Annotated in this window: 23 protein-coding genes; 12 read left to right on the forward strand and 11 right to left on the reverse strand. The window is 73.3% G+C overall.

What is annotated here, in order from left to right:
- Nucleotides 1–203: 203 nt before the first annotated feature.
- Nucleotides 204–1,142, reverse strand: coding sequence for a 16S rRNA (cytidine(1402)-2'-O)-methyltransferase (rsmI, locus tag QSK20_RS26815; protein ID WP_285791390.1), 939 nt, complete (start codon nucleotides 1,140–1,142; stop codon nucleotides 204–206).
- A 353-nt stretch (nucleotides 1,143–1,495) separates the two neighbouring features.
- Between rsmI and QSK20_RS26820 the strand changes: the two genes are divergently transcribed.
- Nucleotides 1,496–2,257, forward strand: coding sequence for a PIG-L deacetylase family protein (locus tag QSK20_RS26820; RefSeq protein WP_285791391.1), 762 nt, complete (start codon nucleotides 1,496–1,498; stop codon nucleotides 2,255–2,257).
- Nucleotides 2,254–3,219 carry a methyltransferase gene (locus tag QSK20_RS26825; RefSeq protein WP_285791392.1) on the forward strand — a complete coding sequence of 322 codons (966 nt, stop codon included), beginning with the start codon at nucleotides 2,254–2,256 and terminating at the stop codon, nucleotides 3,217–3,219. Before QSK20_RS26820 ends, QSK20_RS26825 begins: the two co-directional genes overlap by 4 nt.
- A 187-nt stretch (nucleotides 3,220–3,406) precedes the next feature.
- On the opposite strand, the gene QSK20_RS26830 is transcribed toward QSK20_RS26825, so the two are convergent.
- The 3 genes from QSK20_RS26830 to QSK20_RS26840 form a co-directional block, all read right to left on the reverse strand.
- The gene (locus tag QSK20_RS26830) at nucleotides 3,407–3,961 is read right to left on the reverse strand and encodes a PepSY domain-containing protein (RefSeq protein WP_285791393.1); all 555 of its coding nucleotides are present in this window, start codon (nucleotides 3,959–3,961) and stop codon (nucleotides 3,407–3,409) included.
- A gap of 116 nt (nucleotides 3,962–4,077) precedes the next feature.
- The gene (locus QSK20_RS26835; RefSeq protein WP_285791394.1) at nucleotides 4,078–5,391 is read right to left on the reverse strand and encodes a sensor histidine kinase; all 1,314 of its coding nucleotides are present in this window, start codon (nucleotides 5,389–5,391) and stop codon (nucleotides 4,078–4,080) included.
- Nucleotides 5,388–6,083, reverse strand: coding sequence for a response regulator transcription factor (locus QSK20_RS26840; RefSeq protein ID WP_088981610.1), 696 nt, complete (start codon nucleotides 6,081–6,083; stop codon nucleotides 5,388–5,390). The genes QSK20_RS26835 and QSK20_RS26840 overlap by 4 nt, the downstream gene beginning before the upstream one ends.
- A 102-nt stretch (nucleotides 6,084–6,185) precedes the next feature.
- Here QSK20_RS26840 and QSK20_RS26845 point away from each other — a divergent pair, with 102 nt between their 5' ends.
- On the forward strand, nucleotides 6,186–6,671 hold the full coding sequence (locus QSK20_RS26845) for a septum formation initiator (RefSeq protein WP_285791395.1): 486 nt from the start codon (nucleotides 6,186–6,188) through the stop codon (nucleotides 6,669–6,671).
- A 221-nt stretch (nucleotides 6,672–6,892) separates the two neighbouring features.
- A complete protein-coding gene (locus tag QSK20_RS26850) occupies nucleotides 6,893–7,951 on the forward strand; it encodes a hypothetical protein (RefSeq protein ID WP_285791396.1) in 1,059 nt (352 codons plus the stop codon).
- Between the two features lie 190 nt (nucleotides 7,952–8,141).
- On the opposite strand, the gene QSK20_RS26855 is transcribed toward QSK20_RS26850, so the two are convergent.
- The 3 genes from QSK20_RS26855 to QSK20_RS26865 are packed head-to-tail and all read right to left on the reverse strand — an operon-like array spanning nucleotide 8,142 to nucleotide 10,538.
- A complete protein-coding gene (locus QSK20_RS26855; RefSeq protein ID WP_088981606.1) occupies nucleotides 8,142–8,606 on the reverse strand; it encodes a hypothetical protein in 465 nt (154 codons plus the stop codon).
- On the reverse strand, nucleotides 8,581–9,228 hold the full coding sequence (locus QSK20_RS26860) for an RNA polymerase sigma factor (RefSeq protein WP_285791397.1): 648 nt from the start codon (nucleotides 9,226–9,228) through the stop codon (nucleotides 8,581–8,583). Before QSK20_RS26860 ends, QSK20_RS26855 begins: the two co-directional genes overlap by 26 nt.
- The gene (locus QSK20_RS26865; protein ID WP_285791398.1) at nucleotides 9,225–10,538 is read right to left on the reverse strand and encodes a S8/S53 family peptidase; all 1,314 of its coding nucleotides are present in this window, start codon (nucleotides 10,536–10,538) and stop codon (nucleotides 9,225–9,227) included. Before QSK20_RS26865 ends, QSK20_RS26860 begins: the two co-directional genes overlap by 4 nt.
- A 171-nt stretch (nucleotides 10,539–10,709) precedes the next feature.
- On the opposite strand from QSK20_RS26865, the gene QSK20_RS26870 reads away from it, so the two are divergent.
- Nucleotides 10,710–13,316, forward strand: coding sequence for a CHAT domain-containing protein (locus tag QSK20_RS26870; RefSeq protein WP_285791399.1), 2,607 nt, complete (start codon nucleotides 10,710–10,712; stop codon nucleotides 13,314–13,316).
- 94 nt (nucleotides 13,317–13,410) lie between these two features.
- Here the strand turns inward: QSK20_RS26870 and QSK20_RS26875 are convergent, their stop codons facing one another.
- Nucleotides 13,411–13,914: a hypothetical protein gene (locus tag QSK20_RS26875; protein WP_285791400.1), complete on the reverse strand. Its 504-nt coding sequence runs from the start codon at nucleotides 13,912–13,914 to the stop codon at nucleotides 13,411–13,413.
- A gap of 330 nt (nucleotides 13,915–14,244) precedes the next feature.
- On the opposite strand from QSK20_RS26875, the gene QSK20_RS26880 reads away from it, so the two are divergent.
- Together QSK20_RS26880 and QSK20_RS26885 are read left to right on the forward strand one after the other, a co-directional pair.
- Entirely contained in the window at nucleotides 14,245–15,363 is a 1,119-nt protein-coding gene (locus tag QSK20_RS26880; RefSeq protein ID WP_285791401.1) for a glycoside hydrolase family 183 protein, read from the forward strand.
- A 73-nt stretch (nucleotides 15,364–15,436) separates the two neighbouring features.
- Nucleotides 15,437–16,198 (forward strand): TetR/AcrR family transcriptional regulator, encoded by a 762-nt coding sequence (locus QSK20_RS26885; protein ID WP_285791402.1) that lies wholly within the window; start codon nucleotides 15,437–15,439, stop codon nucleotides 16,196–16,198.
- Between the two features lie 15 nt (nucleotides 16,199–16,213).
- On the opposite strand, the gene QSK20_RS26890 is transcribed toward QSK20_RS26885, so the two are convergent.
- The gene (locus QSK20_RS26890) at nucleotides 16,214–16,801 is read right to left on the reverse strand and encodes a hypothetical protein (protein WP_285791403.1); all 588 of its coding nucleotides are present in this window, start codon (nucleotides 16,799–16,801) and stop codon (nucleotides 16,214–16,216) included.
- Between the two features lie 304 nt (nucleotides 16,802–17,105).
- Between QSK20_RS26890 and QSK20_RS26895 the strand changes: the two genes are divergently transcribed.
- On the forward strand, nucleotides 17,106–17,459 hold the full coding sequence (locus QSK20_RS26895) for a hypothetical protein (RefSeq protein ID WP_285791404.1): 354 nt from the start codon (nucleotides 17,106–17,108) through the stop codon (nucleotides 17,457–17,459).
- Between the two features lie 212 nt (nucleotides 17,460–17,671).
- On the opposite strand, the gene QSK20_RS26900 is transcribed toward QSK20_RS26895, so the two are convergent.
- Nucleotides 17,672–17,905 (reverse strand): hypothetical protein, encoded by a 234-nt coding sequence (locus QSK20_RS26900; protein ID WP_285791405.1) that lies wholly within the window; start codon nucleotides 17,903–17,905, stop codon nucleotides 17,672–17,674.
- Nucleotides 17,906–18,060: 155 nt separating this feature from the next.
- Complete coding sequence (locus tag QSK20_RS26905; protein ID WP_285791406.1) at nucleotides 18,061–19,104, reverse strand: trypsin-like serine peptidase; 1,044 nt, start codon at nucleotides 19,102–19,104, stop codon at nucleotides 18,061–18,063.
- A gap of 210 nt (nucleotides 19,105–19,314) precedes the next feature.
- On the opposite strand from QSK20_RS26905, the gene QSK20_RS26910 reads away from it, so the two are divergent.
- The 4 genes from QSK20_RS26910 (at nucleotide 19,315) to QSK20_RS26925 (ending at nucleotide 26,440) form a co-directional block, all read left to right on the forward strand.
- Complete coding sequence (locus QSK20_RS26910) at nucleotides 19,315–20,427, forward strand: NB-ARC domain-containing protein (RefSeq protein WP_285791407.1); 1,113 nt, start codon at nucleotides 19,315–19,317, stop codon at nucleotides 20,425–20,427.
- A 309-nt stretch (nucleotides 20,428–20,736) separates the two neighbouring features.
- Complete coding sequence (locus QSK20_RS26915) at nucleotides 20,737–23,133, forward strand: lantibiotic dehydratase (protein WP_285791476.1); 2,397 nt, start codon at nucleotides 20,737–20,739, stop codon at nucleotides 23,131–23,133.
- Nucleotides 23,130–25,463, forward strand: coding sequence for a lantibiotic dehydratase (locus QSK20_RS26920; protein WP_285791408.1), 2,334 nt, complete (start codon nucleotides 23,130–23,132; stop codon nucleotides 25,461–25,463). The genes QSK20_RS26915 and QSK20_RS26920 overlap by 4 nt, the downstream gene beginning before the upstream one ends.
- A gap of 20 nt (nucleotides 25,464–25,483) precedes the next feature.
- Entirely contained in the window at nucleotides 25,484–26,440 is a 957-nt protein-coding gene (locus tag QSK20_RS26925; RefSeq protein ID WP_285791409.1) for an ABC transporter ATP-binding protein, read from the forward strand.
- The last annotated feature ends 62 nt before the right edge of the window (nucleotides 26,441–26,502 follow it).

Consider the following 26,502-nt stretch of genomic DNA (forward strand, 5'->3'; position numbering starts at 1 on the left):
CTTTAACAGCGGGATCGTAGACCGTCCACATGGGCGGCCTCGGCCGACCGGTCGGTCCGGAATTGGCGATCTGCCCGGCCGGGTCACGCGGACGCGTCGGACACTTCCCCTATTCCCGACGCCTCCGGCATTTCCGCGGCTCTATAGCGACAGATGGTGACGACCCGCAATCGATACGTTACCGCAGCCCCGTCCGGGAGCCGCTATCCACTGCTCCGGCCGCCGGAACGCCCGGCTCCGACCGGCCGCTCCGCAGCGCCCGCGTCCCGCTGCTGCGCCGCCAGGCGCACCTGCTCGTAGACCCAGTTCCGGGGCAGCCCGGTCACCTCCCGGACCACCTCGCGGACGAGCCGGGAGTCGGCCCCGTGGCGCATCAGCGTCTCGGTGAGCCGGTGGGCCAGCGCGTGCTCCTCGTCCGCGGGCTCCTCACCGGCACCGGCGACGACCACGGTGAACTGCCCCCGGACCACCGCTTCCGCGTCGAGTCGGGCGACCAGTTCGGAGAGCGGACCACGGAGGAACTCCTCGTCGTCCTTGGTCAGGTTGCGGGCCAGTGCCGCCGGACGGTCGCCGAGCACCGCGCGGACGTCCTCGAGCATCGCGACGATCCGGTGCGGCGCCTCGAAGAAGACCAGGGTGGCCACGCTCGACCGGAGCGAGGTCAGGGCGGTCCGCCGCGCCGCCTCCTTCCGGGGCAGGAACCCGACGTAGTGGAACTGGTGGTTCGGCAGCCCCGACCCGATCAGCGCGGTGACCGAGGCGGTCGCGCCGGGCAGCGGTCGGACCGGCACGTCGGCCTCGACGGCCGCCACGACCAGCCGGTAGCCCGGGTCGTTGACCAGCGGCGTACCCGCGTCGGAGACGAGAGCGACGTCCGTGCCCTCCCGGAGCAGCCCGAGCAGCTGCTGACTGCGTGACTCCTCGTTGTGGTCGTGGTAGCTCAGCAGGCGGGTGTCGATCTCCAGGGACTGGAGCAGGCGGCGGGTGTGCCGGGTGTCCTCCGAGGCGACGACACCGACCCGGCCGAGGACCTCGATCGCCCGCAGGGTGATGTCGCCGGGGTGGCCGATCGGAGTGGGCACCAGGTAGAGCGTGCCGGCGTCGGCAGCGCCCGACCGTCGCGTTCCGTCCGCCTCTGCCACCTGCCACCCTCCGTGCCGTCGCCGCCAACTGTATCGCCAGTCACCGGCCGCCGACCGCCGGCCTGCGGACCAGGCGGGGTTTTTCCGGGCCCACCGGTCATTTACCCGACACCCGCACCGCGCCACGCCGGGTAATCGGAACCGGACGGTACGGACGCGGAATCAGCGGACCGCCCGACCTCGCCATTCCGACTACACATTGTCACCAATGGAATACTTGACACCCTATCGACGCATACTTAAGATCGAACTCCGTCGGGACCTCCCGATACCTCTTGGCGAATACCGTCCACGACAATTATCCGAATCAGATCCCGTCTTGCTTCCGCCACAATCGCTCGAAAGGGCGTCGAATGCCTGACCAGGATCACTCGACGATAACGGACATCGTCGTTTCGCCACATTTCGACGACGGCGCGCTCTCGCTCGCGTCGGTGCTGCGCGCAGGACGATCCGTGCTCCTGGTGACCGTCTGCGGCGGAACGCCGACCGAAGGTGACGACGAGTGGGACCGCCTGTGCGGTTTCGAGTCCGGCCCGGCCGCCGCCCTGGGGCGCGCTGCGGAGGACCGCGCCGCCGCCGCCCTCGCCGGCAACCGGGTGACGCACCTGCCCGTGCCGGACTCGCCGTACCGGGCCGACTTCCCGGCCGAGACGGTGGTGGCGGCGCTGACCCCCCTGTTCCGGCCCGGCGTACGGGTCTGGGCCCCGGTCGGCATCGGCGACCACCCGGACCACGTCGGCACCCGGGACGCGGTGCTGACCGCGGCGGCCGGGACCGGCTGCCAGCTGACCTTCTACGCCGACTGCCCGTACGCCTTCGGCTCCGGTTGGGATGCCACCGACCGGGAGCGGCCCCCCGCCGACCGGTGGGAACCGCAGCTCGCCGCCCTGGCCCATCTCGTGGACGTGACCAGCCCCCGGATCACCCGTCTGGACGACTCCACGATGCGGCTGAAGATCGCTATGCTTCGCTGTCACGCCTCGCAACTGGCCGGTCTCTCCGTGGACCACCCCCACTTCATGGCCTGGGAGGGGCCGTTGCGCCAGGAGGTCTTCTGGCCGGCGTCCGTCCTGATCCCCAGCCTGGAACCGACTCTCGGGAGTAGCGCATGATCGTCGGAGGCTCGACCATCCAGCCGGAGCGCGTCGACGCGGCGGCACTTCGACAGCTCGGCGACGCCATGCGGAAGGTGGTCGGCTCGGCCGAGCGCACCCCGCTCGCCGACCTGCTTTCCGGCACGCCGGTCGACCCGGACGAGCTGACCCGGGAGGTCGGCGTGGACGGCCGGCAGGCGCTGCTCGACAGCGGCACGGCCGTCGACGACGGGACGACCTTCTCCTCGCCGCTGGTCGGCCATCAACTGCACGGCGTCGTGGTGCTCAGCGACCCGGACGTCGAGGAGGAGGTGCAGCACCGCTGGTACGTCGACCCGCTCTGGGAGGCGGACCTGCTGATCCGGCTGATGCTCCGGCGCGGCGGCGCGCGCGCCCTCGACATGGGGTGCGGCTCCGGGGTGCTCTCGCTGGTGCTCGCCGAGCGGTACGAGTCGGTCCTCGGGGTGGACGTCAACCCGCGCGCGGTGGCGCTGTCCCGCCTCAACGCCGCCCTCAACGGCCTGACGAACGTCACCTTCCGTGAGGGCGACATGTTCGAGCCGGCCGAGGGCCGGTTCTCCCGGATCGTCTTCAACTCGCCGACGAACGAGGAGGGCAACGAGTTCGTCGACCTGCTCGAGGCCGGCGAGCCGATCCTGGAGACGTTCTTCCGCAGCGTGCCCCGCAAGCTGGAGTCCGGTGGCATCGTCGAGGTCAACCTCGCCATGAACGACTACCCCGGTGACCTTTTCCGGGAGCGGCTCGCCGACTGGCTCGGGCTGACCGAGAACGGGCTGCGGGTGCAGATCTTCACCTCGCAGCGGCGGGCGACCCAGAGCGGGGGCGAGTGGAAGCGGGGCTGGCTGGTGGTCGCTCCCGGTCCGGTGGGGCTCACCGAGGTCGAGTGGCCGTACCACGACCGGTACGAGGAGGACCCGGACGCCCTGCTCGACGGGACCGACCGGCTTCTGCGGGGCTGACACCCCCGGCCCCGACACACTCCGGCCCCGCCGCACCGGATCGGTAGGGCCCGACGGACCCACGCGCATCGGCCCCGCTCCCGTCGAGGGAGGCGGGGCCGATACCGCTCACCCGGAAGGCGGCGGAGGTCCGGCGACGGGGCACGCCGTCGGAGCCGGGCCGGTCGGTCCGGTCAGTCGGGCCTGGTCAGTCGTCGTCCCGGTCGTCGTCGTCATCGTCATCGTCATCGTCGTCGCGGTCGTCGTCATCGTCGCGGTCGTCGTCGTCATCGTCGTCGCGGTCGTCATCGTCGTCGACCGGCTCCTGCTCGGCCTTGACCACGCTGCCGTCGGCCCGGTCCACGTCGATCTCGTGCTCGGTCGAACCGTTGACGATCTCCACGCTCCACACGTCGCGGCCGCGCTCCTTCTCGGCCTCCACCTCGACGACCCGGCCGCCGCCGGCCTTGGCCAACGCGATCTCCTCGGCGCGCTTCCGGTCCACCTTGTCACCGGTCGCCGGGGGCGTGGTGCCGGACGGCGAGCCGGGGACGCTGGTCGCCGCAGGAGCCGTGGGGGTGACGGCGCCACCGTCCGGGGTGGTCGTCGGGGTGGCCGGCGACGTCGGGGCGGTGGTCGCGGCGGTCAGGGTGGTCCGACCGGCCCGCTGCTCGCCGGCGGCGGCGGTGCCGATCGCCGCTCCGGTCAGTGCCAGCACCGCCGCACCACCGACGGCTGTCATGATCAGGGGCTTGCGCTTCATCTCGACGCACCTTTCCTCGGGTTCTGCCTACGAGGATCGGCCGGAAGGGGATAGCGGCGCGCTGTATCGGGGCTAAGGCCCGGTTAAGACCCGTTCCGACTCACCCGACCGGGTGCTCAGGCACCGGTCGGGGCCGCCGGGGCGAGCCGGAGCAGCACCTCGGCACCGCCGTTCGGACCGGTCCGCAGTTCCAGCCGTCCGCCGCCGGCCTCCGCCGCCCGGCGGGCGATGTCCAGCCCGAGACCGGTCGACCCGGCCGTGCTGGCACCCCGGCGGACCGTGTCCGGCGGCATACCCGGCCCCTCGTCGGCCACGCTGAGCAGCACTTCCCCACGCGATCCGGCGACCGCTCCGCGCGCCACCGGAGTGCCGGCGAGCCGCACGGTGAACGGGGTGCCGTCCGGGGTGTGCGCGAACACGTTGCCGAGCAGCGCGTCGACCGCCGCCGCCAGGTCGTCGGCGGACACCGCGACCGGCAACGGTCCGGACGCCAGTTCCCGGTGGACCGTCCGCCCGGTGTCCTCGGCCAGCACCGACCAGAACTCCACCCGGTCGGCGACCACCGCCGCCGCGTCGCACCCCGTCGGACCGGTTGCCGGCCGCTGTCTGCGGGCCTGGCGGATCAGGCCGGTCACGGCCCGTTCCAGACCGTCCACGGCAGCGGTGATCCGGACCGCGTCCTGCGGGTCGCCCAGCGACTCGGCTTCCAGCCGCAACGCGGTCAACGGCGTACGCAGCCGGTGCGACAGGTCGGCCACCTGCTCGCGTTCCTGGGACAGCAGTTCCTGGATCCGGCCGGCCAGGTGGTTGAGGGCACCGGCCACCTCGCGTAGTTCGGTCGGACCGGCGGGGGTGACCCGGGCGTCCAACTCGGCGTTGGCGAGCCGGTGCGACACCGCGGAGAGTTCGCTGATCGGCCGGACCAGGGTGCGGGCCAGCCGGTCGGCCACCACCAACCCGATCACCACCAGCAGCACGCCGAGCAGGGCGAGCACCAGCCAGGCGCGGCCCACCCCGGCGGTCAGCTCCGCGCTCGGCACCACGGTGCGGATCACGCCGGTGCCGTCCGGCCGGCCCTGCACCGCGATCACCACCTCGCGTCCGTCCGCCGACTCCGCGGTGAGGCTCTGGCCGCGCGCCGCCAGCTCCACCGCCGGGGTACGCGGCGCCGAGGTGCCGAGCACCGTGCCGTCGGGCAGGAAGACGCTGACCGGCCGGTCGGATTCGGCGGCGAGTTGCTCGACGGTCAGCCGGATCGTCGCCGGGTCGGCGGTTCCCACCACCGGCACCAGGCTCTGCGCGTCGGCGGTGGCCCGCACGGTGGCCCGGTCCTCGGCGACGGTACGGACCAGCAGCGCGAGCGGCACCAGGAAGGCGACCAGGGTGAGCACGCTGACCGCGGCGGCCAGCAGGGCCAGTCGTGCCCTCACCCGACCTCCTCCGGAGCGGCCAGGCGCACCCCGACCCCTCGGACGGTGTGCAGGTAGCGGGGCTGCTGGGCGTTCTCACCCAGCTTCCGGCGCAGCCACGACAGGTGCACGTCGACGGTCTTGTCCGCGCCGCCGTACGGGATCTGCCACACCTCGGTCAGCAGCTCGCGCTTGGTGACCACCTCGCCGGGGCGGGCGGCCAGGTGGTGCAGCAGGTCGAACTCGCGTGGGGTCAGCTCGACCGGCGCACCGTCCAGGGTCACCTGACGGGAACGCGGGTCGACCCGCAGACCGCCCACGACCAACGCCGAATCGTCCGCACCGGCGACCGAGGCGGCACGCCGCAGCACCGCCCGGACCCGCGCGTCGAGCTGGGCGGCGGTGAACGGCTTCACCACGTAGTCGTCCGCACCCGCGTCGAGGACCCGGACGATCTCGGTCTCGTCGTCCCGCGCGGTCGCCACGATCACCGGCACCGGGCTGACCGCACGCAGCATCCGGAGCAGCTCCCGACCGTCGAGATCGGGCAGGCCGAGATCGAGTACGACCAGGTCCGGCCGGTTGTCGAGGGCGTCCCGCAGCCCGTCCATCGCGGTCGAGGCGGCCGCCACGGCGTGGCCCCGGTCCCGCAGTGCCCGGACCAGCGGGGTCCGGATGGTCAGATCGTCCTCGATGAGCAACAGGCGGGGCACACCAGGCAGGCTAGCCGCCCGGAACGGCACCGGCCCGCTCGTTAACCCTCCCTTATCGTCGTCCGGTGCTCGCCCCAACCCGCGATCGGGGATAGTCGGGGCATGCGCCGTCCCTTCCTCGCCGTCGCCGGGTGGTTGGTCACCGCCGTGCTGGTCACCCTGGTCGGGGTGGCCGCGATCCGCCTGGTCGGGGAGAGCATCGCCGGCACCCCGGGTGGGGTCCGCAGCCAGGAGGAGGTTCGGCGGGCGCTGACCGCCCCCGAGCCGACCACTCCCGGACCGGTCCCCTCGGTCTCGTCGCCCGGCTCCGGACCGCCGCCGTCGACCGGTCCGTCCGTCCCGCCGCCGACCACCCCCACGGCGGTACGGCGGGTGTTCGCGACCACCGGCGGCAGCGCGGTGGCCGAGTGCGGCCCGGACGGGGCACGGCTGGTCTCCTGGGCGCCCGCGCAGAACTACCGGGTCGGCGAGGAGGACCGGGGGCCCGACGACGATGTCGAGGTCAGCTTCGTCGGGCCGTCCGGCGAGCACGAACTGAAGATACGTTGCGTCAACGGCGAGCCGGTCATCGAGAACGACGACGACTAGCCGGGACTGTCGGAGGGCGTGCCGTGGGGTGGCCCTCGGATCCCGCCACGGAACGCGCAGCGGCACCCGCGGCGCGGGCAGCCGGCACCGTGCCGAAGTTTCACCATCTGACAACACGCCGGGGCCGGGTAGGTATTTTTCTTCGTCGATACGACTCGGTAAGGGTGTCCGCCCGGACCGGCCCCCGCCGGCCCCGGGACCCCACCACCGGGAGGAAACCCGTGACCACACGTCTGACGCCACGCGTCCGCCGATCCGTCCTCACCCTGGTCACCGGAGCCGCGACGGCGTTGCTGCTCTCGGTCACCTCCGCCACGGCGGCACCCCTGGACGCCCCCGCCGACAGCCGGACGGGGGCCGGCACGCTGACCACCCCGGTCGACGTCTGGATGAAGGACTTCGACGCGGACACCGGTCTCCAGCCGCACGGGAACCCCACCATCTGGATGAGCCCGGACATCAAGGTCTGCAACACCGCGGTCGACTGCCCCTGGCCCGGTCACTCCCCCATCGTGGGCGCGCGGAACTACATCCACGTCAGTCTCCGTAACCCCGGCCCCTACGGCACCGGGGCCATGGAGCAGGGCCAGATCCACGTGTACTGGAGCGACCCCGGTGCGGGCACGGCCTGGGACACCGACTGGAACGAGATCGGCTGGATGACCGTCCCGGTCTACAGCGGCACGACCAAGGTGGTCATCCCCTGGGACAACGTCCCCGGCCCCGGGCACTTCTGCCTGCTGGCCCGCTGGGTCTCGCCGAACGACCCGATGACCTTCGAGGGCCCCGAGACCAGCGTCAACACCCAGTACAACAACAACATCGCCTGGCGGAACGTCGACACGGTGGAGGTGGAGGCCGGTGGGTCGGCCACGGTGATGCCGTACACCATGGGCAACCCGCTGGACCGGGCGAACCGGAACAGCCTGGTGTTCACCGAGGTCGGCGCACCGCTGCGCGCCGCAGGCGGTCGGCTCGTCGCCAACCTCGGGCCGACGCTCTACCAGCGCTGGGTCGAGGGCGGCAAGGTGGGCAAGGCCGTCCGTGACCTCGGCCGCTACCAGATCGAGATCACCGACCCGGCGACGGCCCGGCTGGACAACCTGACCCTCCAGGCCAAGGAGAAGCTGAAGTTCTCGCTGAACTTCACCGCCGCCACGGTCACCAAGGAGCCGATGGCCGTGCGGGTGACCCAGTTCGGCCCGGACAGCACTGGAGCCCAGTACACCGACCGGGGTGGCGTCCACTACAACGTGAAGGTGGGCGCACCCCGGCGCTGACCTGGGGGCGAGGGGGCGGAGCGGAGGTCGCGGCCGGGACCCGCGACCTCCGCTCCGGCGTGTCCGGGGACGGACGGGTCCTCCTGTCGCCGGCGACTCTCGGGGTCGACGGTGGCCTGCGCCGCGCCCCGCCCCGCGTCGTGCCGCCGCCGGCGTCATGGACGAGCGGTACGGGGCGGCCCGGAACGGATCAGCGCAGGGAGACCCAGGAGGTCCGGACGGCGTATCCGGTGGTGCTGGCGCGGAACTGCACCGGGCCGGACGGCGGCACCCCCATCGAGAAGAAACCGACCGCGTCCACCGGCGCGTCCTCGTACTGACCGGTCGCGGTCCGGGCGCTGACGCGGCCGGGGCGGGCCGGGGAGAGCTGCCCGACGATGCCCGTGGCGGTCACCTCCAGCTCGACGACCACCGTCCCGCTGCGGAAGGTCAGCGTGCGTTCCGCACCGGCGGAGCGGGTCAGTCCGGCCGGCTCCCGGTCGCAGGCCGAGTCGAAGGTCAGCTCGGCCAGCGCCAGCTCGGCGTCGACCGTACGCCAGCTGAAGGCCGCCAGCGCGGCGTCCAGGAACTCCTCGGAGACCGGCCCCGGGTCGCGCAGGGCGGCGCCCAGCTCGACCAGCAGCGCGTCGTCACCGGCGGGCGGCCACTGCTCCATCACGTTCACCTCCGGTCCCCTCCGCCCCGCCGGGGGACAGTCGGACGTACGGGGCGAGGGCCGGGCAGTCCCGCAACCTCGCCAGACAACGGGCCTGCGTCGGCCCGACACTGCCCACCGGCATGCCGAGCCGCTCGCCGACCTCCCGGTAACTGGCCGGCGGATCCCCGGACAACAGCGCGAGCAGCTCCCGACAGCGCGGCGAAAGCTGCGCGAACGCGTCCCGCAGGGCCTGCCGGCGCTCGGCCCGCAGCAGATCCTCGTCCGGGGCGGCCGAATCGACCAGCAGGAAGACCCCGACGTCCGAGTCGTCGTACGGGTCGAAGGGCTGGGTACGCCGGCCGAGCCGCAGCAGCCGGTGACACTCCCGCCGGGTGGTGGTGACCAGCCAGGCCGGCAACGCGTGCGAGTCCCGCAGTCGGCCCAACTGTTCCACCAGACGCAGCCAGACGGTCTGGTTCACGTCGGCGGAGTCGGCCCGGTCCAGTCCGTGGCTGCGGATCACCGTCGCCACCAGGGGCGTGTAGCGGCGGACCAGTTCCGCCCAGGCCGCCTCGTCCCCGGCCGTGGCGGCGGAGACCAGGGCGGGCGTGCCGCGCCCGGTGTCGTCGGCGGTGTTCATTCGACCAGCACGCCGTAGCCGGGCTGCCAGGTCGGGCCGGCGACGAGGAGCGCTGCGGCGGCCTCCGCGTCCAGCCCGGTGGCCGTCATCAGGGCGGCGATCCGTCCGGAGACGTGCGCGGTGGCGAACGAGGTGCCGATCCAGGAGGCGAAGCCGTGGAACACCAGGGGCGGTTGGCCGGGCAGGTACAGCTCGCCGTCGACGTAGGTGCTGCGCCGGTCGCCCCGGGCGGAGGCGTCCACCCAGGTGCCGCGACCGCTGTAGTCGGCCGGCACCGGACCGCTCGGCCCCGCGCTCGCCGCCGCCACGGCCACCACCCCGTCCAACGCGGCCGGCCAGGATTTCCGGGTGGTGCCGGTGTTGCCCGCGGCGGCGACCACGGCCACCGTGGCAGGCAGCGCGGCGAGGGTGTTCGCCACCGGCAGGGGTGGCTGGTCGTCCTGGGTGAAGTAGCCCAGGGACAGGTTGACCACCGCCACCTCCGGGCGGAGCCGACGGATCGCGGCGACCAGGCTCTCCTCGTCGCCGATGCCGGTCGGGGCGAGCGCGGCCTCCGGGTCGACCCGGACGCCCGGGGCGGCCTGCCGGACCACTCCGGCGACGAAGGTGCCGTGTCCGCCCTGGAGGGCGAGCTGGGTGCCGCCGAGGTAGAGCGGATCCTCGTCGTCGGCCTCGGGGAGGTAGCTGCCGCCGAGCCACTGCGGGTGGACGGTGCCGGCCCGACGCCAGATGCCCGTGTCGCAGACCCCCACGGTCACCCCGGCGCCCTCACCGATCCGGGCCGGGTCGGGGGCCGGCAGGGCGGCGCCGACCCGGGGCGGTCCGCCGGGATTGCCCATGATGTTGCCGAACCCGAGCAGCACGTGGTGCGGCTGCACCAGCGGGACCGGCTGCCCCGGCCACTGTTGGGGGTCGCGCAGCTTCGTCACCACGCCGGGGATGTCGGTCTCCTGCTGGAACAGCAGCCGGCGCACTCCGCCGAAACCGGTCACCTCGGTCACCTGGTGGCCCCAGCTCCGCAGCCGGTTCAGCACCCGCGTGAGGTCCTGCGGGGCGGCGAGCAGCTGCCGGGGACGGTAGAGGAACTCACGGCCGACGGTGATGTGCCGGCGGATGGTCGGATCGGCGGTCACTGCCTCCAGGAACGCCCGCTGGTAGGCCTGGTCCAGGGTGTCCGCGGCCCGGGCCGGGCCCGGCCGGCCGAGCGCGCCGAGCGGCACCGCCGCGGCGGCCAGCATCGTCCAGCCCACCAACCGCCGGCGGGAGACCCGACCGGGCGGACACGGCACGATTCGGTGGTCAGGCGACACCGGACCTCCAGGCGGGTGGAAGATGCGTGGCCGAGGACGGGCGGGGCGGCCGCGGAAGCGCTCTCCGAGCAGCACGATTATTTCAAAATATTGCTCTGTGTCAATTGTTGATCACGAGCCGTCCGGCCGGTGTCGTTGACCGGAGCGCGCCGGTCGGGGATTCTTCTCCGCATGGCCGACCGCACCGTTCCCGGTGCCGTCGCGGCACAGGCCGCCCTGGACGCGGTCCAGCGTTACCCGCACGAGGCGATCGCGACCGCCCGGCGGGTGCTCGCCGGCCCGGCGGACGCCGGTGAGCGCTCCACCGCCGAACGTGCCATCGGTCTGGCCCTGCGGGAACTCAACGACCTGCCCGGCGCGCTGCGCCACCTGCGCCGCGCGGTCCGGGCCACCGACGACCCCCGGCTGCGCGCGCTGGCCCGGATGAGCCTCGGGTACGTGCTGGCCAACGCCGGGCGGACCACCGCCGCCCTGCGCGCGGTGACCCTCGCCCTCCCCCTGCTCACCGGAGCCGACGCCGGACGGGCCCGGATGCAACGGGGCGTCGTGCTGCACTACCGGGGCCGGTTCGACGAGGCGGTCCGTGACTACGCCGTGGCCGTGGAGATCGCTCAGCGGGAGGGCGACCTGCTGCTGGAGGCCCGGGCCCGCAACAACCGGGGACTGCTCAACGCCCACCGGGGCTCCGGTCGGGGCCCGGACGACGACCTGCACCGCGCCGCCGCCGCGTTCAGCCGGCTCGGGCTGGACCTGGCCGCCGCCGACGCCCGGTGGAACAGCGGCATCGCCACCGGGCAGCGCGGTGACGTGGCGGGCGCGCTGCGCTGCTTCGCGGCGGTCGACGCCGAGTACCGGCGGCTCGCGGTGCCCCGTCCGGCCCTGCTGCTGGACCGGTTCGAACTGCTGCTGTCCGTACCGCTGATCGACGAGGCGGTCGACGTGGCCGCCACCGCCGTGACCGAGCTGCGCCGCCAGGGGATGGCCTCGGACCTGGCCGAGGCGCTGCTGGCGCGGGCCCGGGCGGCGCTGCTCGCCGGTGACCTCGCGACCGCCACCGAAGCCGCGGCGGCGGCCCGCAGCCGGTTCCGCCGGCAGGGTCGCCGCACCTGGGCCACCTTCGCCCGACACGTCGAGCTGCGGGCCGGGTACGCCCAGGGCGTCCGGTCGCCGGCCCTGCTCGCCGCGATGGTGCGGACCGCCGACCAGCTCGACGCGACCGGCTGGCCCGGGCCGGCGTTGACCACCCGGATCGAGGCCGCCCGGCTCGCCACCGCGCTGGGGCGTACCGGCCGGGCCGCCGGGTTGCTGGCCACGGCGGCGGACTCCCGCCGTCGGGGCACCGCGTCCCGCCGCGCCCAGGGGTGGTACGCGCTGGCCCTGCGGCACCGGCTGGCCGGCGACGAGTCCGGGGCGGCCCGGGCGCTGCGCCGGGGACTGGCGGTGCTGGACGGGCACCGGGCGTCGCTCGGCGCGACGGAACTACGCGCGCACAGCGGGGCGTACGGGCACGAGCTGGCCGCCGAGGGGTTGGACATCGCCGTCCGGCAGGGCATCGCTACCCGGGTGCTGGCCTGGGCGGAACGGTGGCGGGCCAACGCGTTGCGGATGCGGCCGGTCTCCCCACCGGGCGACCCGGACCTGGCCACCGCCCTGACCGAGCTGCGGATGGTCAGCACGGCGTTGGAGGACGCCCTGCTGACCGGCCATCCGGTGCAGGCGCTGCGGCGCAGCCAGGCCCGGTTGGAGCAGCGCATCCGGGAACTGGCCCGGGGCGTGGACGGTGGGGGCGAACTGCTCCGGCCGCCCGGCGTACGGGCGCTCGCTCCGGTGCTGGGGGACGCCGTCCTGCTGGAGCTGGTCGCGCACCGGGACCGGTTGCGCGCGGTGCTGGTCCGGGACGGTCGGGCGACCCTGCACGACCTGGGACCGGTCGCCGAGGCGGTACGGGTCGCCCGGCTGCACCGTTTCGGGCTGCGTCGGCTGGTCACCACCGGCGACGGCGCGGACGCCCGGGCCGGGGTGGCGCACACCGCCGCCATGCTGGACCGGCAGCTGTTCGACCCGGTACGCCGTCGACTCGGCGACCGTCCACTGGTGATCGTGCCGATCGGCGCGCTGCACGCCGTACCGTGGTCGGGTCTGCCGACGTGCGCGGGCCGTGCGGTGACCGTGGCCCCCTCGGCGACGGCCTGGTTGCGGGCCGCCGGGCGGGTCGGGCCGGCCGGGCCGCCGGTGCTGGTGGCCGGGCCCCGGCTACCCGCAGCCGAGGACGAGGTGCGCCAACTCGGCACGGTGCTGCCCGGCTCCCGTCCGCTGACCGGAGTCGCGGCCACCGCCGACGCGGTCACCGACGCGCTGAACGGGGCCGGGCTGGCGCACATCGCCGCACACGGCCGGTTCCGGGCGGACAACCCGCTCTTCTCGACTCTCGAACTGGCCGACGGGCCGTTGACCGCCTACGAGTTGGAGCGGCTGACCAGCCCACCCGGGTGCGTGGTGCTCTCGGCGTGCGACTCCGGCCGGGCCGCCGTCCGACCGGGTGACGAGGTGATGGGCTTCACCGCGGTGCTGCTGGCGCTCGGTACCCGTAGCCTCGTGGCGACCGTCCTGCCGGTGCCCGCCGATCTCACCACCGCGCTGATGCTGGACCTGCACCGGCGGATGCGGGCCGGCGCCGGCCCGGCGGTGGCGCTGGCCGAGGCACAGCGGGCGTTCGGGACCGGCGGAGGAGCGGCGCACGCCACCGCCGCCGCCTTCGTGTGCTTCGGCGCGGGGTGACCGACGCGGTCCGACCCGGCGGGCGGGTGTCCGGGGTGGGTGGGGGCGCGACCGGGCCGGCACCGGTGACCGGTGCCGGCCGGCGTACGGCGGATCAGCAGCCGCAGGTGTAGTACAGGATGTCCCAGTGGCTGCCTTCCTTGGTGTAGAGGTTGCCGGAGGGCGCCCGGTACTGGTAACCCCAGCCGGAGACGTACCCGAGGTAGGTGTAGTACGTCGAGACGTAGTTCTGGACGCAGGTGGTCAGACCGATGTCGACCTTGTATCCGTTCCAGTGGCTGTAGGTGCCGCCGGAGTGGCCGGTCTCGGTGCCGCCGGTGATGGTGATGGCGCAGCCGCTGGCCCGCTTGAACGTGATGATCCCGTCGATGGTCGCCTGACGGATGCCTTCGAAGGAGGTACATGTCGGGTTGTTCCGGTCGCTGCATCCGCCGCTGGAGGTCCAGGAGATCCCGGCGTTGCGCAGTTGCGTGGTGGCACTGGAGTGGCTGATGGCGAAGGCCGGGCTGGCCAGGCCGAGGGCGGTGGTCACGGCGGCGACGGTGGCGACCAGCAGGGTGAGCAGGCGACGACGCGGCCCGGATCGGGTGGGGGACATGGCGCTCCCGTTCGTTCGCGAGGGGGTGGAATTCTGCGAGTTGACAAGCCGGCTTGCAGGATTCCTACCAGATATTGATGGTCGCAACTATGTGGCGATCCCACATGGCGCGGGTTCGCCCTGGTGGAAGAGCCCGACCGACAATGACCCCCGGGCCGTCGACGGGCAGGGCGGACCCGAAAAACGGCGCTTTACATTGACACTTGTCACGCTCTGGCTCGACACTCGTCCACAGTCGGCGTTCTCACCGGCACGCGGCGGGCGCAACCGCGCTCCGGCACCCGGAAGACCGTCGGTCGACGAGTAGGTGGCGGATCGGAAGGACGGGTCATGGGAATGAAGCGCCGATCACTGCTCGGCCGGATCGCCGTGGTGGGTGCGGCCGGCGTCGCCGGGTCCGCCCTGGCCCTGCCCGGGACGGCCCAGGCCGCCACCTGGAAGAAGCGGCTGACCGGCGCGGACCTGGACACCAACAGCCGCTGGCGGGTGGCCGGCACCGACCTGGGCATCCCGTACGTGCTGGAGAACGGCTCCATCGGCTACCTCTTCGGCGACACCTTCGACACCCCGTGGCCGGAGGGGCCGCCGCTGCCGAACGACTGGCGCTCGCCGGTCATGCTGCGCTCGGCCGTCCACCCGGGCGCGGCGGGTGGGGTGGTCTTCGACAGCGCGGCACGGGTGGCCGGCAACGGCCGGGCCCCGGAGGTGATGCACAACGGCCACAACGGCATCGGCATCGACGGCCTGTGGGAGGTCACCGTCATCCCCAACGACGGCATCAGCTTCCCAGAGACCGGTCGGCAGCTCATCTCGTACATGAGCATCGAGAACTGGAACTCCGCCGGCCCCGCCGGGCCGCACTGGAAGTCGCGGTACGCGGGAATCGCCTACTCCGACAACGGCAACGACTTCGTCCGGACGAACCTGAAGTGGTTCAACACGCCGGACAACAAGGACCCGTTCCAGATGTGGACCATGCAACGCGACGGCGACTGGGTCTACGTCTTCTCGGTGCGGTCGGGACGGCAGGACGGCCCGATGATGCTGCGCCGGGTCCGCTGGGACCGGCTCTTCTACCCCGAGTCGTACGAGGGGTGGGGCTGGAACGGCGCGAACTGGGGCTGGGGCCGGCCGTGCAGCCCGATCCTCACCGGCCGGTTCGGCGAGCCGTCCGTACGCCGGCTGGCCGACGGCACGTGGGTCATGTCGTACCTGAACTGCGCGACGGGCAACATCGTCACCCGAACCGCCACCGGCCCGGACCGGGCGTGGACGCCGGAGAAGATCCAGGTCACCAGTTGGCAGGAACCGGGGCTGTACGGCGGTTTCATCCACCCCTGGTCCAGCCGGAAGGCCAACGACCTGCACCTGCTGGTCTCCAAGTGGACCCGGACCCCGGACGGTCGCAGCACCGCGTACCACGTCAGCCAGTTCGTCGGCACGGTCTGACCGTCGGGACACACCGCCCGGTCGGCGCCGGTGCGGGTCACCTCCCTGGGTGGGGTGCTTGAATCGGGGTCCTATGCGACCCTCCGCCAACGAGCCCACCGGCCGGGAGATCCCGACCCCGGCGGCCACCGACGCCGGTACGCCGGCCGGATCCGGCCCCGCACGGGTCGACCCGGCGCAGGGCGACCCGACCCGGATTGACCCGGCACCGGACGCCTCGGCCCGGACCGCTCCGGGGCGGCGGGCCGGGGCGGCGAAGGGTGACCGGCGGCGCGCACAGATCGTCTCGGCTGCCGTCGAGTGTCTCGTCGACGACGGCTGGCCAGGGGTGACCCACCGTCGCGTCGCCGACCGCGCGGGCGTCAACGCCGGCCTCCTGCACTACTACTTCGGTGGTCTCGGCGGTCTGCGGCGGGAGGTGGCCGCGCGGGTGAGCGCCGAGGTGCTCGCCACGTTCGGTGCGGCGCTGCGCGCCGACCCGGCCCCGAGGGATCTCGTCGACGTCTGGTCACGGGAGATGGCAGACCCCGGAGCCGGCGACCGCCGGGTCCGGGCACTGGTGCAGATCATGGTGGGTACCGCCTACTACCCGGAGGTCGCGACCGTCGTCCGGGACTCCCTCGGGGCGACGAGGCAGACGCTGGCCGGTTATCTGCTCCGGGCTCACCCGGACTGGACACCGGCACAGGCCGACGTCCGGGCCGCACTCCTGGTCGCGCTCCTCGACGGCGTGGCGCTGCACGCTCTGGCCGACCCGGACGGACATTCCGTCGGCGGGTCGGACGGCCTCCGATCCGTGCTCGGCGTCCTCCTCGGGAACGGCCCGCAGGGGTGACCGTGACCCCGCCGGTCACCCCTGCGACAGGCCGGTGACCGGGCGGTACGGTTCCTCCCGGACGGCGTGCGCCAGGGTGAGCTTGAGGAACATCACGACCGGCAGCCAGGCGAAGCCGTCCGGGGCCGGCAGGCCGCAGGCGACGACCGTGGCGACGACGCAGCACCCGAGGGCGACCGGGCGTTGCAGGTGCAGTGCGGCACGCCGGACGACGACGACGGATGCCAGGACGGCCACGTACCACAGCGGACCCCACCACCAGGACGCGCCGGGGAAGAGCAGACCGACGGCGACCGGTTGCACGTGGACCACGGCGAAGCGGACCGGACGCCGGACCAGGCGACCGAGGCGCGAGGCTTCCAACGGCGAGTCGGTGGCGTGGTGGTCCCGCTTGGCGGAGTTGAGTCCGTTGGCCACGACGCCCCCGGCCAGATCGAAGGTGACCAGGGCGGCGAGCGCGTACTGCCAGGCCGCCCAGGTCTGCCCGGTGGGGCCGACGGCCAGGACGAGGGCCACCGCCACCAGTCCCGCCCCGGTGGCCAGCAGCCGCTCTTCCCGGCGTGCCCCCGTCCCGTGAACCGGGTCGGGCCTGCCGACCGGCACCGTCCAATCCACCCGTACGCGCACCCGCGCCCCCTCACCACGACCACCGGCACCGCAGCCGCACCGGCAGGACTTAGGCGAGTGTACAAAAATCTGTGCCGGCAGCCAGCCCGGCCCGCGCCCCACCGCCGCGCGACCGGCGGCCGGTGGCCGGTCGCCGGCCGGGGGACGGCGGCAGCGCCGACCCGGATCGGAGAGCTCACCCCCGACGCACCCGTAGCAAAGTCATGACATTTTCGTGTTTCGCGATTCCTCATTTTGGTATTGACTGTCACGGATGTCTTCGACGATGGAAGGACGACAGATGCGCAAGCCTCTCGCCGCGATCGGGATCGCCTCCGCACTCACCGGCCTGCTGGCCCTCGCCACGCCGGCCAGCGCCGCTCCGGGCGACCCGACCAGCGGGCAGCCGGGCGGGGCCCCGATCGTCGCTGCCACCTGCGAGTGGGTGGTCACCTGGCCGTCGGCGGGCGTGTACGAGCTGCCGACCCGGATGGACCCCGCGCTGAAGGTCAAGAACTCCGGTGACCGCGTCGGCGGTGGCTACTGCATGGAGCACTACAACACCAGCGAGCTGGAGTGGTACGTCTCCGTGTCGTGCAGTTGCGCCAGCGACGGGATCGGCTGGATGCGCCGCAACGCGCTCCGCCCGGCCTGATCCGGCACGCGGTCCGGCCCCGTCCATCCCGGGCACGGGGCCGGACCGCGCCATGTCCGGGCGCGATGCGTGCGGGCGCGATGCGTGCGGGCGCGATGCGTGCGGGCGCGATGTGTGCGGGCGCGATGTGTGCGGGCGCGATGTGTGGGGACGCGAATGCGTGCGGGTCGCGCCGGCCGGGCGACGTCAGGGCGCCCGGTGCGGGCCACGCCTCACCGGGGCGGCATCGGCGCCGGCTCGGCCTCGTCCATCCGCTCCGGGCTCCAGTAGGAGGAGTCCGGGGACGGCAGCCGGGTGCTGGTAGCGCCGGTGTCACCGACCGCTCCCCCGGTCGACCCGGACTCCTCCGTTCCGGACCGGCGCGCCGTGACCACCCCGGCCACCACGACGGCGACCAGGACGACGGCAACCGCCGCTCCCACCGCGGCGCCCCAGCCACGTGTCATCTCGACTCCCCTCCAAGGTTTCACGTCCTCGGCAGGCGGTCCTCGACGGCCGGCCACCGGACGGACGTGAACGACCACGACTGTGGGACGCGGGCCGGCCCCGACCGGATCCAGTGGACCACGGTCGGGGCCGGACGGGACTGTCACCGGTGGGATCAGGTGCGGTTCGCGACCGAGTTGAAGACGTCCATCACCGCGGTGTCGAAGTACGGGCTCCGGTTGACGCCGGCGCCGTCCAGGGTGCTCATGATGCCGTTGACGTAGCCGTAGGCGTCGTTGTACTGCCGCAGCCAGACCGAGCCGCTGGACCCGCCGGTGAAGCCGCAGTTGAGGGCGATCTTGTTCTCCTGGAAGGGCCAGATGCCGGGCCGGTACGTGGTGCCCTGGCAGTACTGCTGCCAGCCGCCGTCGAACGGCGGGGCCGCCGGGTAGGCGAGGATGGTGATGGGCTGCTCGTAGCTGTAGTTGACGGAGAGGCCGTTGCCGCCGACCACGTCGACCACACGCTGGGAGCCGTTCGGCCACACGGTGACGTAGGCGACGTCCCGGTCCAGGTTGCTGTCGTTGATCCAGACGTTGAAGGTGGTCAGGTACTTCGCCGACCAGCGGCCGTACGGCTCGGCGCCGTAGTTGTAGAGCGGGACGAAGATCCAGTTCTGCATCCACTGGCCGCCCCGGCCACCGTGGACGCAGTGCCCGGCGCTCATCACCAGCAGCTTCGAGCCGCTGTTGACGGTGCCCGCCGAACAGACGTAGTTCTTTCCGTCCGCCGGGTTGTAGAAGAAGACCTTGCCGACGGTCGCGGAGGCGGCGACGGCCACGGAGGGGTCGCCCTCGGCGGCACCGGCGGCGCCGGCCGCATTCGGAACGGTCGGCGCGGCGGGCGGCGTGGACGCGGGCTCACCCGTCGGACGCGCCCCCTTCCGCGTGGCACCGGCCTTCCCGACCAGCGCGTCCGCCGACAGGGCGGTCCGCATCCGCTCGGGGGTCCAGTAGTTGCTGGCCTGGTCGGCCACGCTCAGCCCGCTCCGCGCGGCGGTCGCCGAGGTGGTCGCCCGGGCCGTGCTGACCGCAGTGTCGCCGGCGCCCCCGGCGGCCGGTGCCGCCTGTGCGCCGGTGGTGCCGACCAGCGCCATTCCCGCAGCGAGCGCGGCGGCCGCGGCGACCGCGCCGATTCGCCGGATGTCTGGAAGGTGCATGTCCTCTCCCCTCGGGTGGCATCGGCGCTCGTCGAAGCGCCTGGCACAGCATGGCCAGCCGGCGGAGGCCCTGGGAAGCGGTGCGCACCGTCAACCCTGTCGCTGACAGTTCTTCCACAAGATGACACATCGTCACCGGGGAATACCTGGGAGTGATATACATCGGTATCGGTTACCGGGAACCGCGTCGCTCGCGTGGGGAGACAACTCATGGGCCGGCTCAGCCGTCCGCTCGTACCAACGGGTGCCCTGACCGACTTCTACGAACAACTGCACGCCCTGCACCTCGCAGCCGGCCAGCCCAGCATGCGCCGGCTGCAACGGCTGACCCGCACCGATCGACGTCCCACGGGGATCAACCCCACGTCGATCCACGCCGCCTTCGTCCGCCCGCACCCGGCCCGGTGGGAGGTGGTGGCGGAGATCGTCCGGGTGCTCGGCGGTGACGTCGACCGCTTCGCCACGCTGTGGCGCAGAGCACGGCACTGCCAGGTCCGGGACGACCCGGACGGCTTGCCGCCCGCCCGCCCCGAACCGGCGACGCGCGTGCCCGTACCCCGGGAACTACCGCCGGACGTGCTGCCGTTCACCGGACGCGATCCGCTGTGCGACACGCTCGACGGCCTGCTGACCGAGGGCACCGACCGGGCGGCGATGATGACGGTGCTGCTCACCGGGGCGTCCGGGGTCGGCAAGAGCGCGTTGGCCGTGCACTGGGCCCACCGGGTGGCCGGACGGTTCCCGGACGGTCAGCTCTACGTGGACCTGCGTGGCGAGGACCCGGGTGAGCCACCGTCGGCGACCGAGGTGCTCGTGGCCTTCCTCCACGCCCTCGGCGACACCGCCGACCTGCCCGGCACCCCGGCCGCTCTGGCCGCCCGCTACCGGACCCGGATCTCGGGCCGGCGCATGCTGGTGCTGCTGGACAACGCGGCCTCGGCCGAACAGGTGCGCCTCCTGCTGCCCGGGTCGCCCGGTTGCCTCGTCCTGGTGACCAGCCGGGACAGCCTGGCCACGCTGGTCGTCCGGCACGGCGCGCGACGGTTGGAGCTGGGCCCGCTGGACGCCGGGGCAGCCATCGAGTTGCTCCGCGACCTGATCGGCGACCGGATCGACGCGGAGACGGAGACGGCCCACGCTCTGGTCCAGCGTTGTGGCGGCCAGCCGCTCGCGCTCCGTGTCGCGGCGGAACGGGCGACGGCCCTCGGCAGCGTCCCGCTGTCCACGCTCTTCGGGGCGACCGCCGCGCCCGCCCGCAGGACGACCGGGTGCACCCCCGAGCCCCGACGGCCCGTCCGCGTCCGCCTTCCCGGCGGCGGGTAGCGACCGGCCACCGGCTCGACGCCGCAGGCCGCCACGGGTCAGACGGAACGAAACGCCGGCCGCCGCACCCGATGACTGAGCAGACAGTCAGCACGCACCGATGGTCGACGCTCCGGTTCCCCCTGCTCACCACATGTGTCGGCGCACCCCGTCCGGTCTCCAACGGCCCGGCGGAGCCCCTTGGCGGATCTTCATCGACGGGTAAGATCACGCGGGTCGACAGGTCCCCCTCCCCCCGCACCCTGTGGCGATCCGCATCGCTTCGGAAGGGCTGTCCCGATGAGACACGATCCAGTGACAGACGTGGCGATGATTCCCGGATCCACCGCCGCCTCCCGGCGGGCCGCCGAACCGGGTCGCCGGGTGGCCCTCCCCTCGGGCCAGTGGGCTGCCTGGAACCAGGTGATCCTGCGCGCGCCGGGCTTCCCCGCCGCCGGGCTGGACGCGCTCGCCTCCCCCGAGATCGGACGCGCGGCCGACGCCGCGCTCGACGCGCCGGCCGGTGGTGAGCAGGACCAGACGTACCGGGCGGTGTTCGAACGGGAGATCCTCCGCGTGGGGGCCGCGCTCCAGGACGTCGCCCGGGGCGACCGGTTCCGGCTCGCCCTCGGCTGGCAGAACCACCGCGCGCTGGCGACGGCGGTCGAGCCGCTGCTGCGTCGCCGGCTCGGCACCGACCGGCGGCACAGCAACCACCGTCAGCACGAGGAGCTGGTGGCCGGCTACTGGCAGCGCTACTGCCTCAAGAACGACACCATCGGGTTCTTCGGCCCGGTGGGCTGGACCCGGCTGGATCCCGACCGGCCGGCCACCACCCTGACCGCCGGGCCGGGCCTGGTCGACCGCTTCGAGGTGTTCTTCGAGTCCTGGGCCATGGACCGCCTGGCCACGGTGATCGCAGCCGAGTCCGGCATGCCGGCCTGGCTGCCCCCGCGCCGGATGCCGTACGTGCGGCTCGACGGCGACACCGCCCGGCTCCCCGGCCGGCCACCGATCCCGCTGACCGACCTGGAGGCGTCGATCCTCCGCCACTGCGACGGGGTAACCCCGGCGGTGGAGGTGGCCGCCGTGGTCCGCGCCGAGGTGCCCACCCGGCCGGACGACGCCGAGGTGTTCGACGCCCTGAACCGGCTGTGCCGCCGGCGGCTGGCGAGCTGGAAGCTGGAACTGCCGCTCACCCCGTGGCCGGAGCGCTACCTGGAGCGGGCCCTGCGCCGGATCGGCGATCCGGAACTGGCCCGGACCCAGTCCGGACGGTTGGACCGACTACTCGCCGCCCGCGAGGCGGTCCGCGCGGCGACCGCCGACGCGGCCCCGGATCGCCTGGTCACCGCGCTGCGCGAGCTGGACCGGAGGTTCGTCGAGGAGACCGGCACCGCCGCCACCCGGCACGAGGGCAAGGCGTACGCCGGCCGCACCCTCGTCTACCACGATGCCCGCCGCGCGGTCGACCTGGTGCTCGGCGCCGAGGTGTTCGACGCGCTGCGCCCCATCGAGTTGTTGCTGACCAGCGCACGGTGGCTGACCTACCAGGTCGGGCGGGCGGTCACCGAGGTGCTGCGCGGAATCGCCTCGGCCGCGATCGAGCGCGGTGGCGGAACGCTGGACCTCAGCACCTTCTGGTTCGACTGCATGGCCCGGCTGCACCAGGAGTCGGCGCGGGTCGCCGACGGGGTGCAGGCGGAGTTCCAGCGCCGCTGGGACACCCTGCTCGACCACTCCGGGGACCGGGCCAGGGTCGCGTACGCCGGCGCGGACCTGGCCGACCGGGTCGCCGAGGTGTTCGCGGCACCCCGGTCGGGCTGGGGCGGAGCCCGCTACTGCAGCCCGGACGTGATGATCGCGGCACCCGACCTGGCCGCGCTCAACCGGGGCGAGTTCACCCTGGTCCTCGGCGAGATGCACCTGAGCCTGAACTCCTGCCGGCACCACTGCTTCGTCACCCAGCACCCGGCGGCCGAGCAGCTCTTCGACTGCCTCACCGAGGACTTCCCCACGCCCCGCCTGCTGCCGGCACTGCCGAAGGAGAACGTGGGCCGGCTCTCGGTCCGTACCCACTCGGCGCTGACCCGCGAGGACGACTACGTGGTGGTGCTCGCCCACCACACGGTGGACGCGGCCCGTCCCCGTACCCTCCCGGCGGTCGACCTGACCGTCGAGGTGGAGCCGGACCGGGTGGTCGCGGTGCTGCCCGACGGCAGCGCGCGGTTCGACGTGCTCGACCTCTTCTCGGAGATCCTCACCGACGTCGTGCTGGACCGGTTCCGGATCCTGCCCGAACGGGCGCACACCCCCCGGGTCACCGTCGACCGCATGGTGATCGCCCGGGAGACCTGGCGGTTCGACCCGCACGACCTGGCCTTCGCCACCGTCAAGGACGAGGCCGGGCTGTTCCTGGCGGCCCGCCGCTGGTGGCGTTCGACGGGCCTGCCGCAACGGGTGTTCGTCAAGGTGCCCGGTGAGGACAAGCCGTTCCACGTGGACTTCGACAGCCCCACCTCGGTGCGGATGCTGGCCCGGTCGCTGCGCCGGCTGCGCACCGCCGAGCCGGACGACAAGGCCCTGATCACCGTCAGCGAGATGCTGCCGGACCCGGATCAGCTCTGGCTGACCGACGCCGAGGACAACCGCTACACCTCGGAACTGCGTATCGCCATGGTCGACCTGACGCCGACCGATCCGGTGCCGCCCGGAGCAGTGTCGTGACCGGCGACCGGCCGGAGTCGGCCGAGCCCGACCGCCTGCCGGTCGCCGACGGGCGTCGGGTGTGGTGGACGCACCTCGTCGTCCGCAGTGCCGGCTTCCCGGCCGCCGGGGTCTCGCGGTTGGCGCAGCCCGCCCTGGCCGCCGCCGTCGACGCGGCGAACGGCACGCCCGCCCCGGGGACGGCTCCGGCCGGCGGTGGACCCGACGCCCGGTGGACGGCTGCCATGCGGCGGGAACGGGTCGCGATCCGGGAGATCGCCGCTACCGAGCGCTTCCGGGCGGCGGTCACCTGGCAGAACCCGGGGGTGCTGGACACCGCGTTCACCCCGCTGCTGGCCCAACCGCTCGACGACGACCGGGCCGCAGCCAAGCGGCGCTCCCGGGAGCGGCTGGTGACCAGCTACTGGCAGCGGTACTGCGTCAAGAACGACTCGATCGGCTTCTTCGGACCGGCCGTCTGGGGGCGGCTGTCCGACGACCCGCCGGCCGTCCGGTTCCGGCACGGCCCGGCCCTGACCGACCGCCAGTGGACCGACGTGGAGCCCTGGGCGGTCGACCTGCTCGCCCGGGAGCTGAACCGGGACCGTCGCCTGGCCCCCTGGCTGGCCCCTCGGCGGGCGCCCGTCCTGTGGTGGGACGGCGCGCAGGCGGCCCTGCCCGGTCGCCGACCGGAACCGGTCGACCCGGTGGCCCGCGCCCTGCTCACGCACTGCGACGGACGGCGTCCGGCGCACGTGGTGGTCGCCCTGGCCGGCGCGGAGCTGGGCCGCCCGGCGGAGGAGCTGTTCCCGGCCCTGGACGGACTGCGCCGACGGCGCTGGCTGCTGTGGGACGTGGACACCAGCGGCGACCTCGACTCGCTCGACCAGCTCCGCGCCCTGGTCGACACGATCGACGATCCGGCCGTACGTGGACCGGCGTCGGACGCGGTGGCCCGCCTCGACCAGGCTCGGCAGGAGGTCGACCGGGGCGCGGACGCGGACTCGCTCCGGTCCGCGCTCGACCGCGCCGCGGAGACCTTCACCACGTTGACCGGTGCCGCGCCGGTCCGGCGGGCCGGTCAGACGTACGGCGGCCGGACGCTGGTCGTGCAGGACTGCCGGCGGGACCTGCGACTCACCGTCGGTACCGACCTGCTCGCCGCGATCAGCCCGGTCGACCTGCTGTTCCAGGCGGGCCGATGGCTGACCTGGCAGGTGCGGACCAGGCTGCTGGAGCGGGTACGCGAACCGTACGAGCGGGTCCGCCAGCGCGGCGACGGACGTCCGGTCGACCTCGCCTCGCTGTGGCTGGAGTGCATGCCCCTGCTCGGTACCGCCCTCGACGACCTGGTCGAGGAGGTCTCCGCCGAGGCACGTCGGCGCTGGCGGGAGATCCTCGGGTGGCCGGCCGGCGCACGTCGGTTCGACGTCGATCCCGACCTGCTGCGCCCGGAGGTCGAGCGGCTCTTCGCCGCCCCGGCGAGCGGCTGGGGCGAGGGGCGGTACGCCAGCCCCGACTTCATGATCGCCGCGTCCGACGCGGACGCCCTCGACCGGGGCGAGTTCACCCCGGTCCTCGGCGAGCTGCACCTGGGCGTCAACTCGCTGGACTACGCCTACTTCGCCCGGCTGCACCCGCACCGCGACGACCTGCTGCGCGAGGTCGACCTGGACTTCCCCCGGCCACGACTGCTGGTCATGGCACCGATGGAGGCGGGCGCGAACCTCGTGCCCCGGACCCAACGGGCGCTGGTCCGTCCGCAGGACCACGTGGTGGCGCTGACCAGCCGGGTGCCGTTCCCGACCCGGGGACGACCGCTCGACGGTGCCGACCTGACCGTCACCGAGCAGCCCGACGGTTGGGAGATCCGGCTGCCCGACGGGGAGCGGTTCGATCTCATGGAGATCTTCGCGCAACCGTTGAAGACCGCGCTGATGGCCCGGGTGTCCTTCTTCCGCGACGAGCACCTGCCCCGGATCAGTTTCGGCCGGCTGGTCGTGGTGCGGGAACAGTGGCGGATCGCCGCCGACGAACTCGGCTTCGCCGACGTCCGGGACGTGCGGGACCGGTACGCCCACGCCCGCCGCTGGTGGCGGCACCGCGACCTGCCCACCCGGGTCTTCGTCAAGTCGCCCCTGGAACGCAAGCCGTTCCACGTCGACGCCGACAGCCCCGCCCTGGTGGAACTGCTCTGCGCCGCGGTACGCCGGCTGAGGACCGACGGTCCCGGTCACCGCCTGACCATCAGCGAGATGCTGCCGGCCACCGACGAGTGTTGGCTCACCGACCAGGGCGGCGAGCGGTACACCGCCGAACTCCGGCTGGTCGCGGTGGACCGGGCCGGCTGACGCGAGTGAAGGAGAAACACGTGGCCCGTCCGGTGGTGGAGGTGTCGGGGCTCTCCCGTACGTTCACGGTCCGTAAGGAGACCGTGAGCGCGTTGCGCGACGTCACGTTCACGCTGCACGAGGGGGAGGTCGTCGGGCTGCTCGGGTCGAACGGCGCGGGGAAGACCACGCTGACCAAGATCCTCAGTGCGCTGCTGCTGCCGACCGGCGGGTCGGCGCGGATCCTCGGCCACGACGTGGTCCGCCATCCCCGCCAGGTACGCGAGCGGATCGGCGTCATCTTCGGGGGCGAGACGGGGCTCTACGACCGCCTGACCGGCCGGGAGAACATCCGGTTCTTCGCCATGCTCAACGGCGTACGGCGACGGCAGATCACCGAGCGGATCGCGGCGGCGCTCGACGAGGTGGGGCTGACCGGTGCCGCCGACCGGCCGGTGGAGACCTACTCCAAGGGCATGCGGCAACGCCTGCACATCGCCATCGGCACCGTGCACCGGCCCCGCGTCCTGCTCCTGGACGAACCGACCATCGGACTCGACCCGATCGAGGCGGAGCGGCTGCGTACGGCGATCGGCCGGCTCCGTGACGACGGGGTCTCCGTGCTGCTGACCAGCCACTACCTGCTGGACGTGGAACGGCTGGCGGACCGGGTGCTGGTCCTGGCCGACGGGACCATCAGCGGGAACATGACCACCGGAGAGTTCGCGCGGGCCGCCGGCTACCGGGCGGTGGTCACGGTGCGCGCCCGGGGCAAGGTGCCGCCCGCGCTGACCGACGGCGGTGTCGGTGTGCTGGTCGACGGCATCGTCGAGGACGACGACGTGTGGTCCGCTCGGCTTCGGGTGCAGGACTGGGGACCGACCTCGTTCGCCCACCTCAGCCAGGTGTTGAGCGACGCCGACGTGCTGGACGTCGACGTGGCGCCGGTCCGGCTGGAGGACGTGTACGCGACCCTCGACCTCGGCGGTCGGCGGTGAGCCGGGCCGCCGCCCCGGTCCGGCCGGACGACCGCACCGGGTCCCCGGGGCCGGATCGGGAA

This window comes from Micromonospora sp. NBRC 101691, from assembly GCF_030269285.1.
GTDB lineage: Bacteria > Actinomycetota > Actinomycetes > Mycobacteriales > Micromonosporaceae > Micromonospora > Micromonospora echinospora.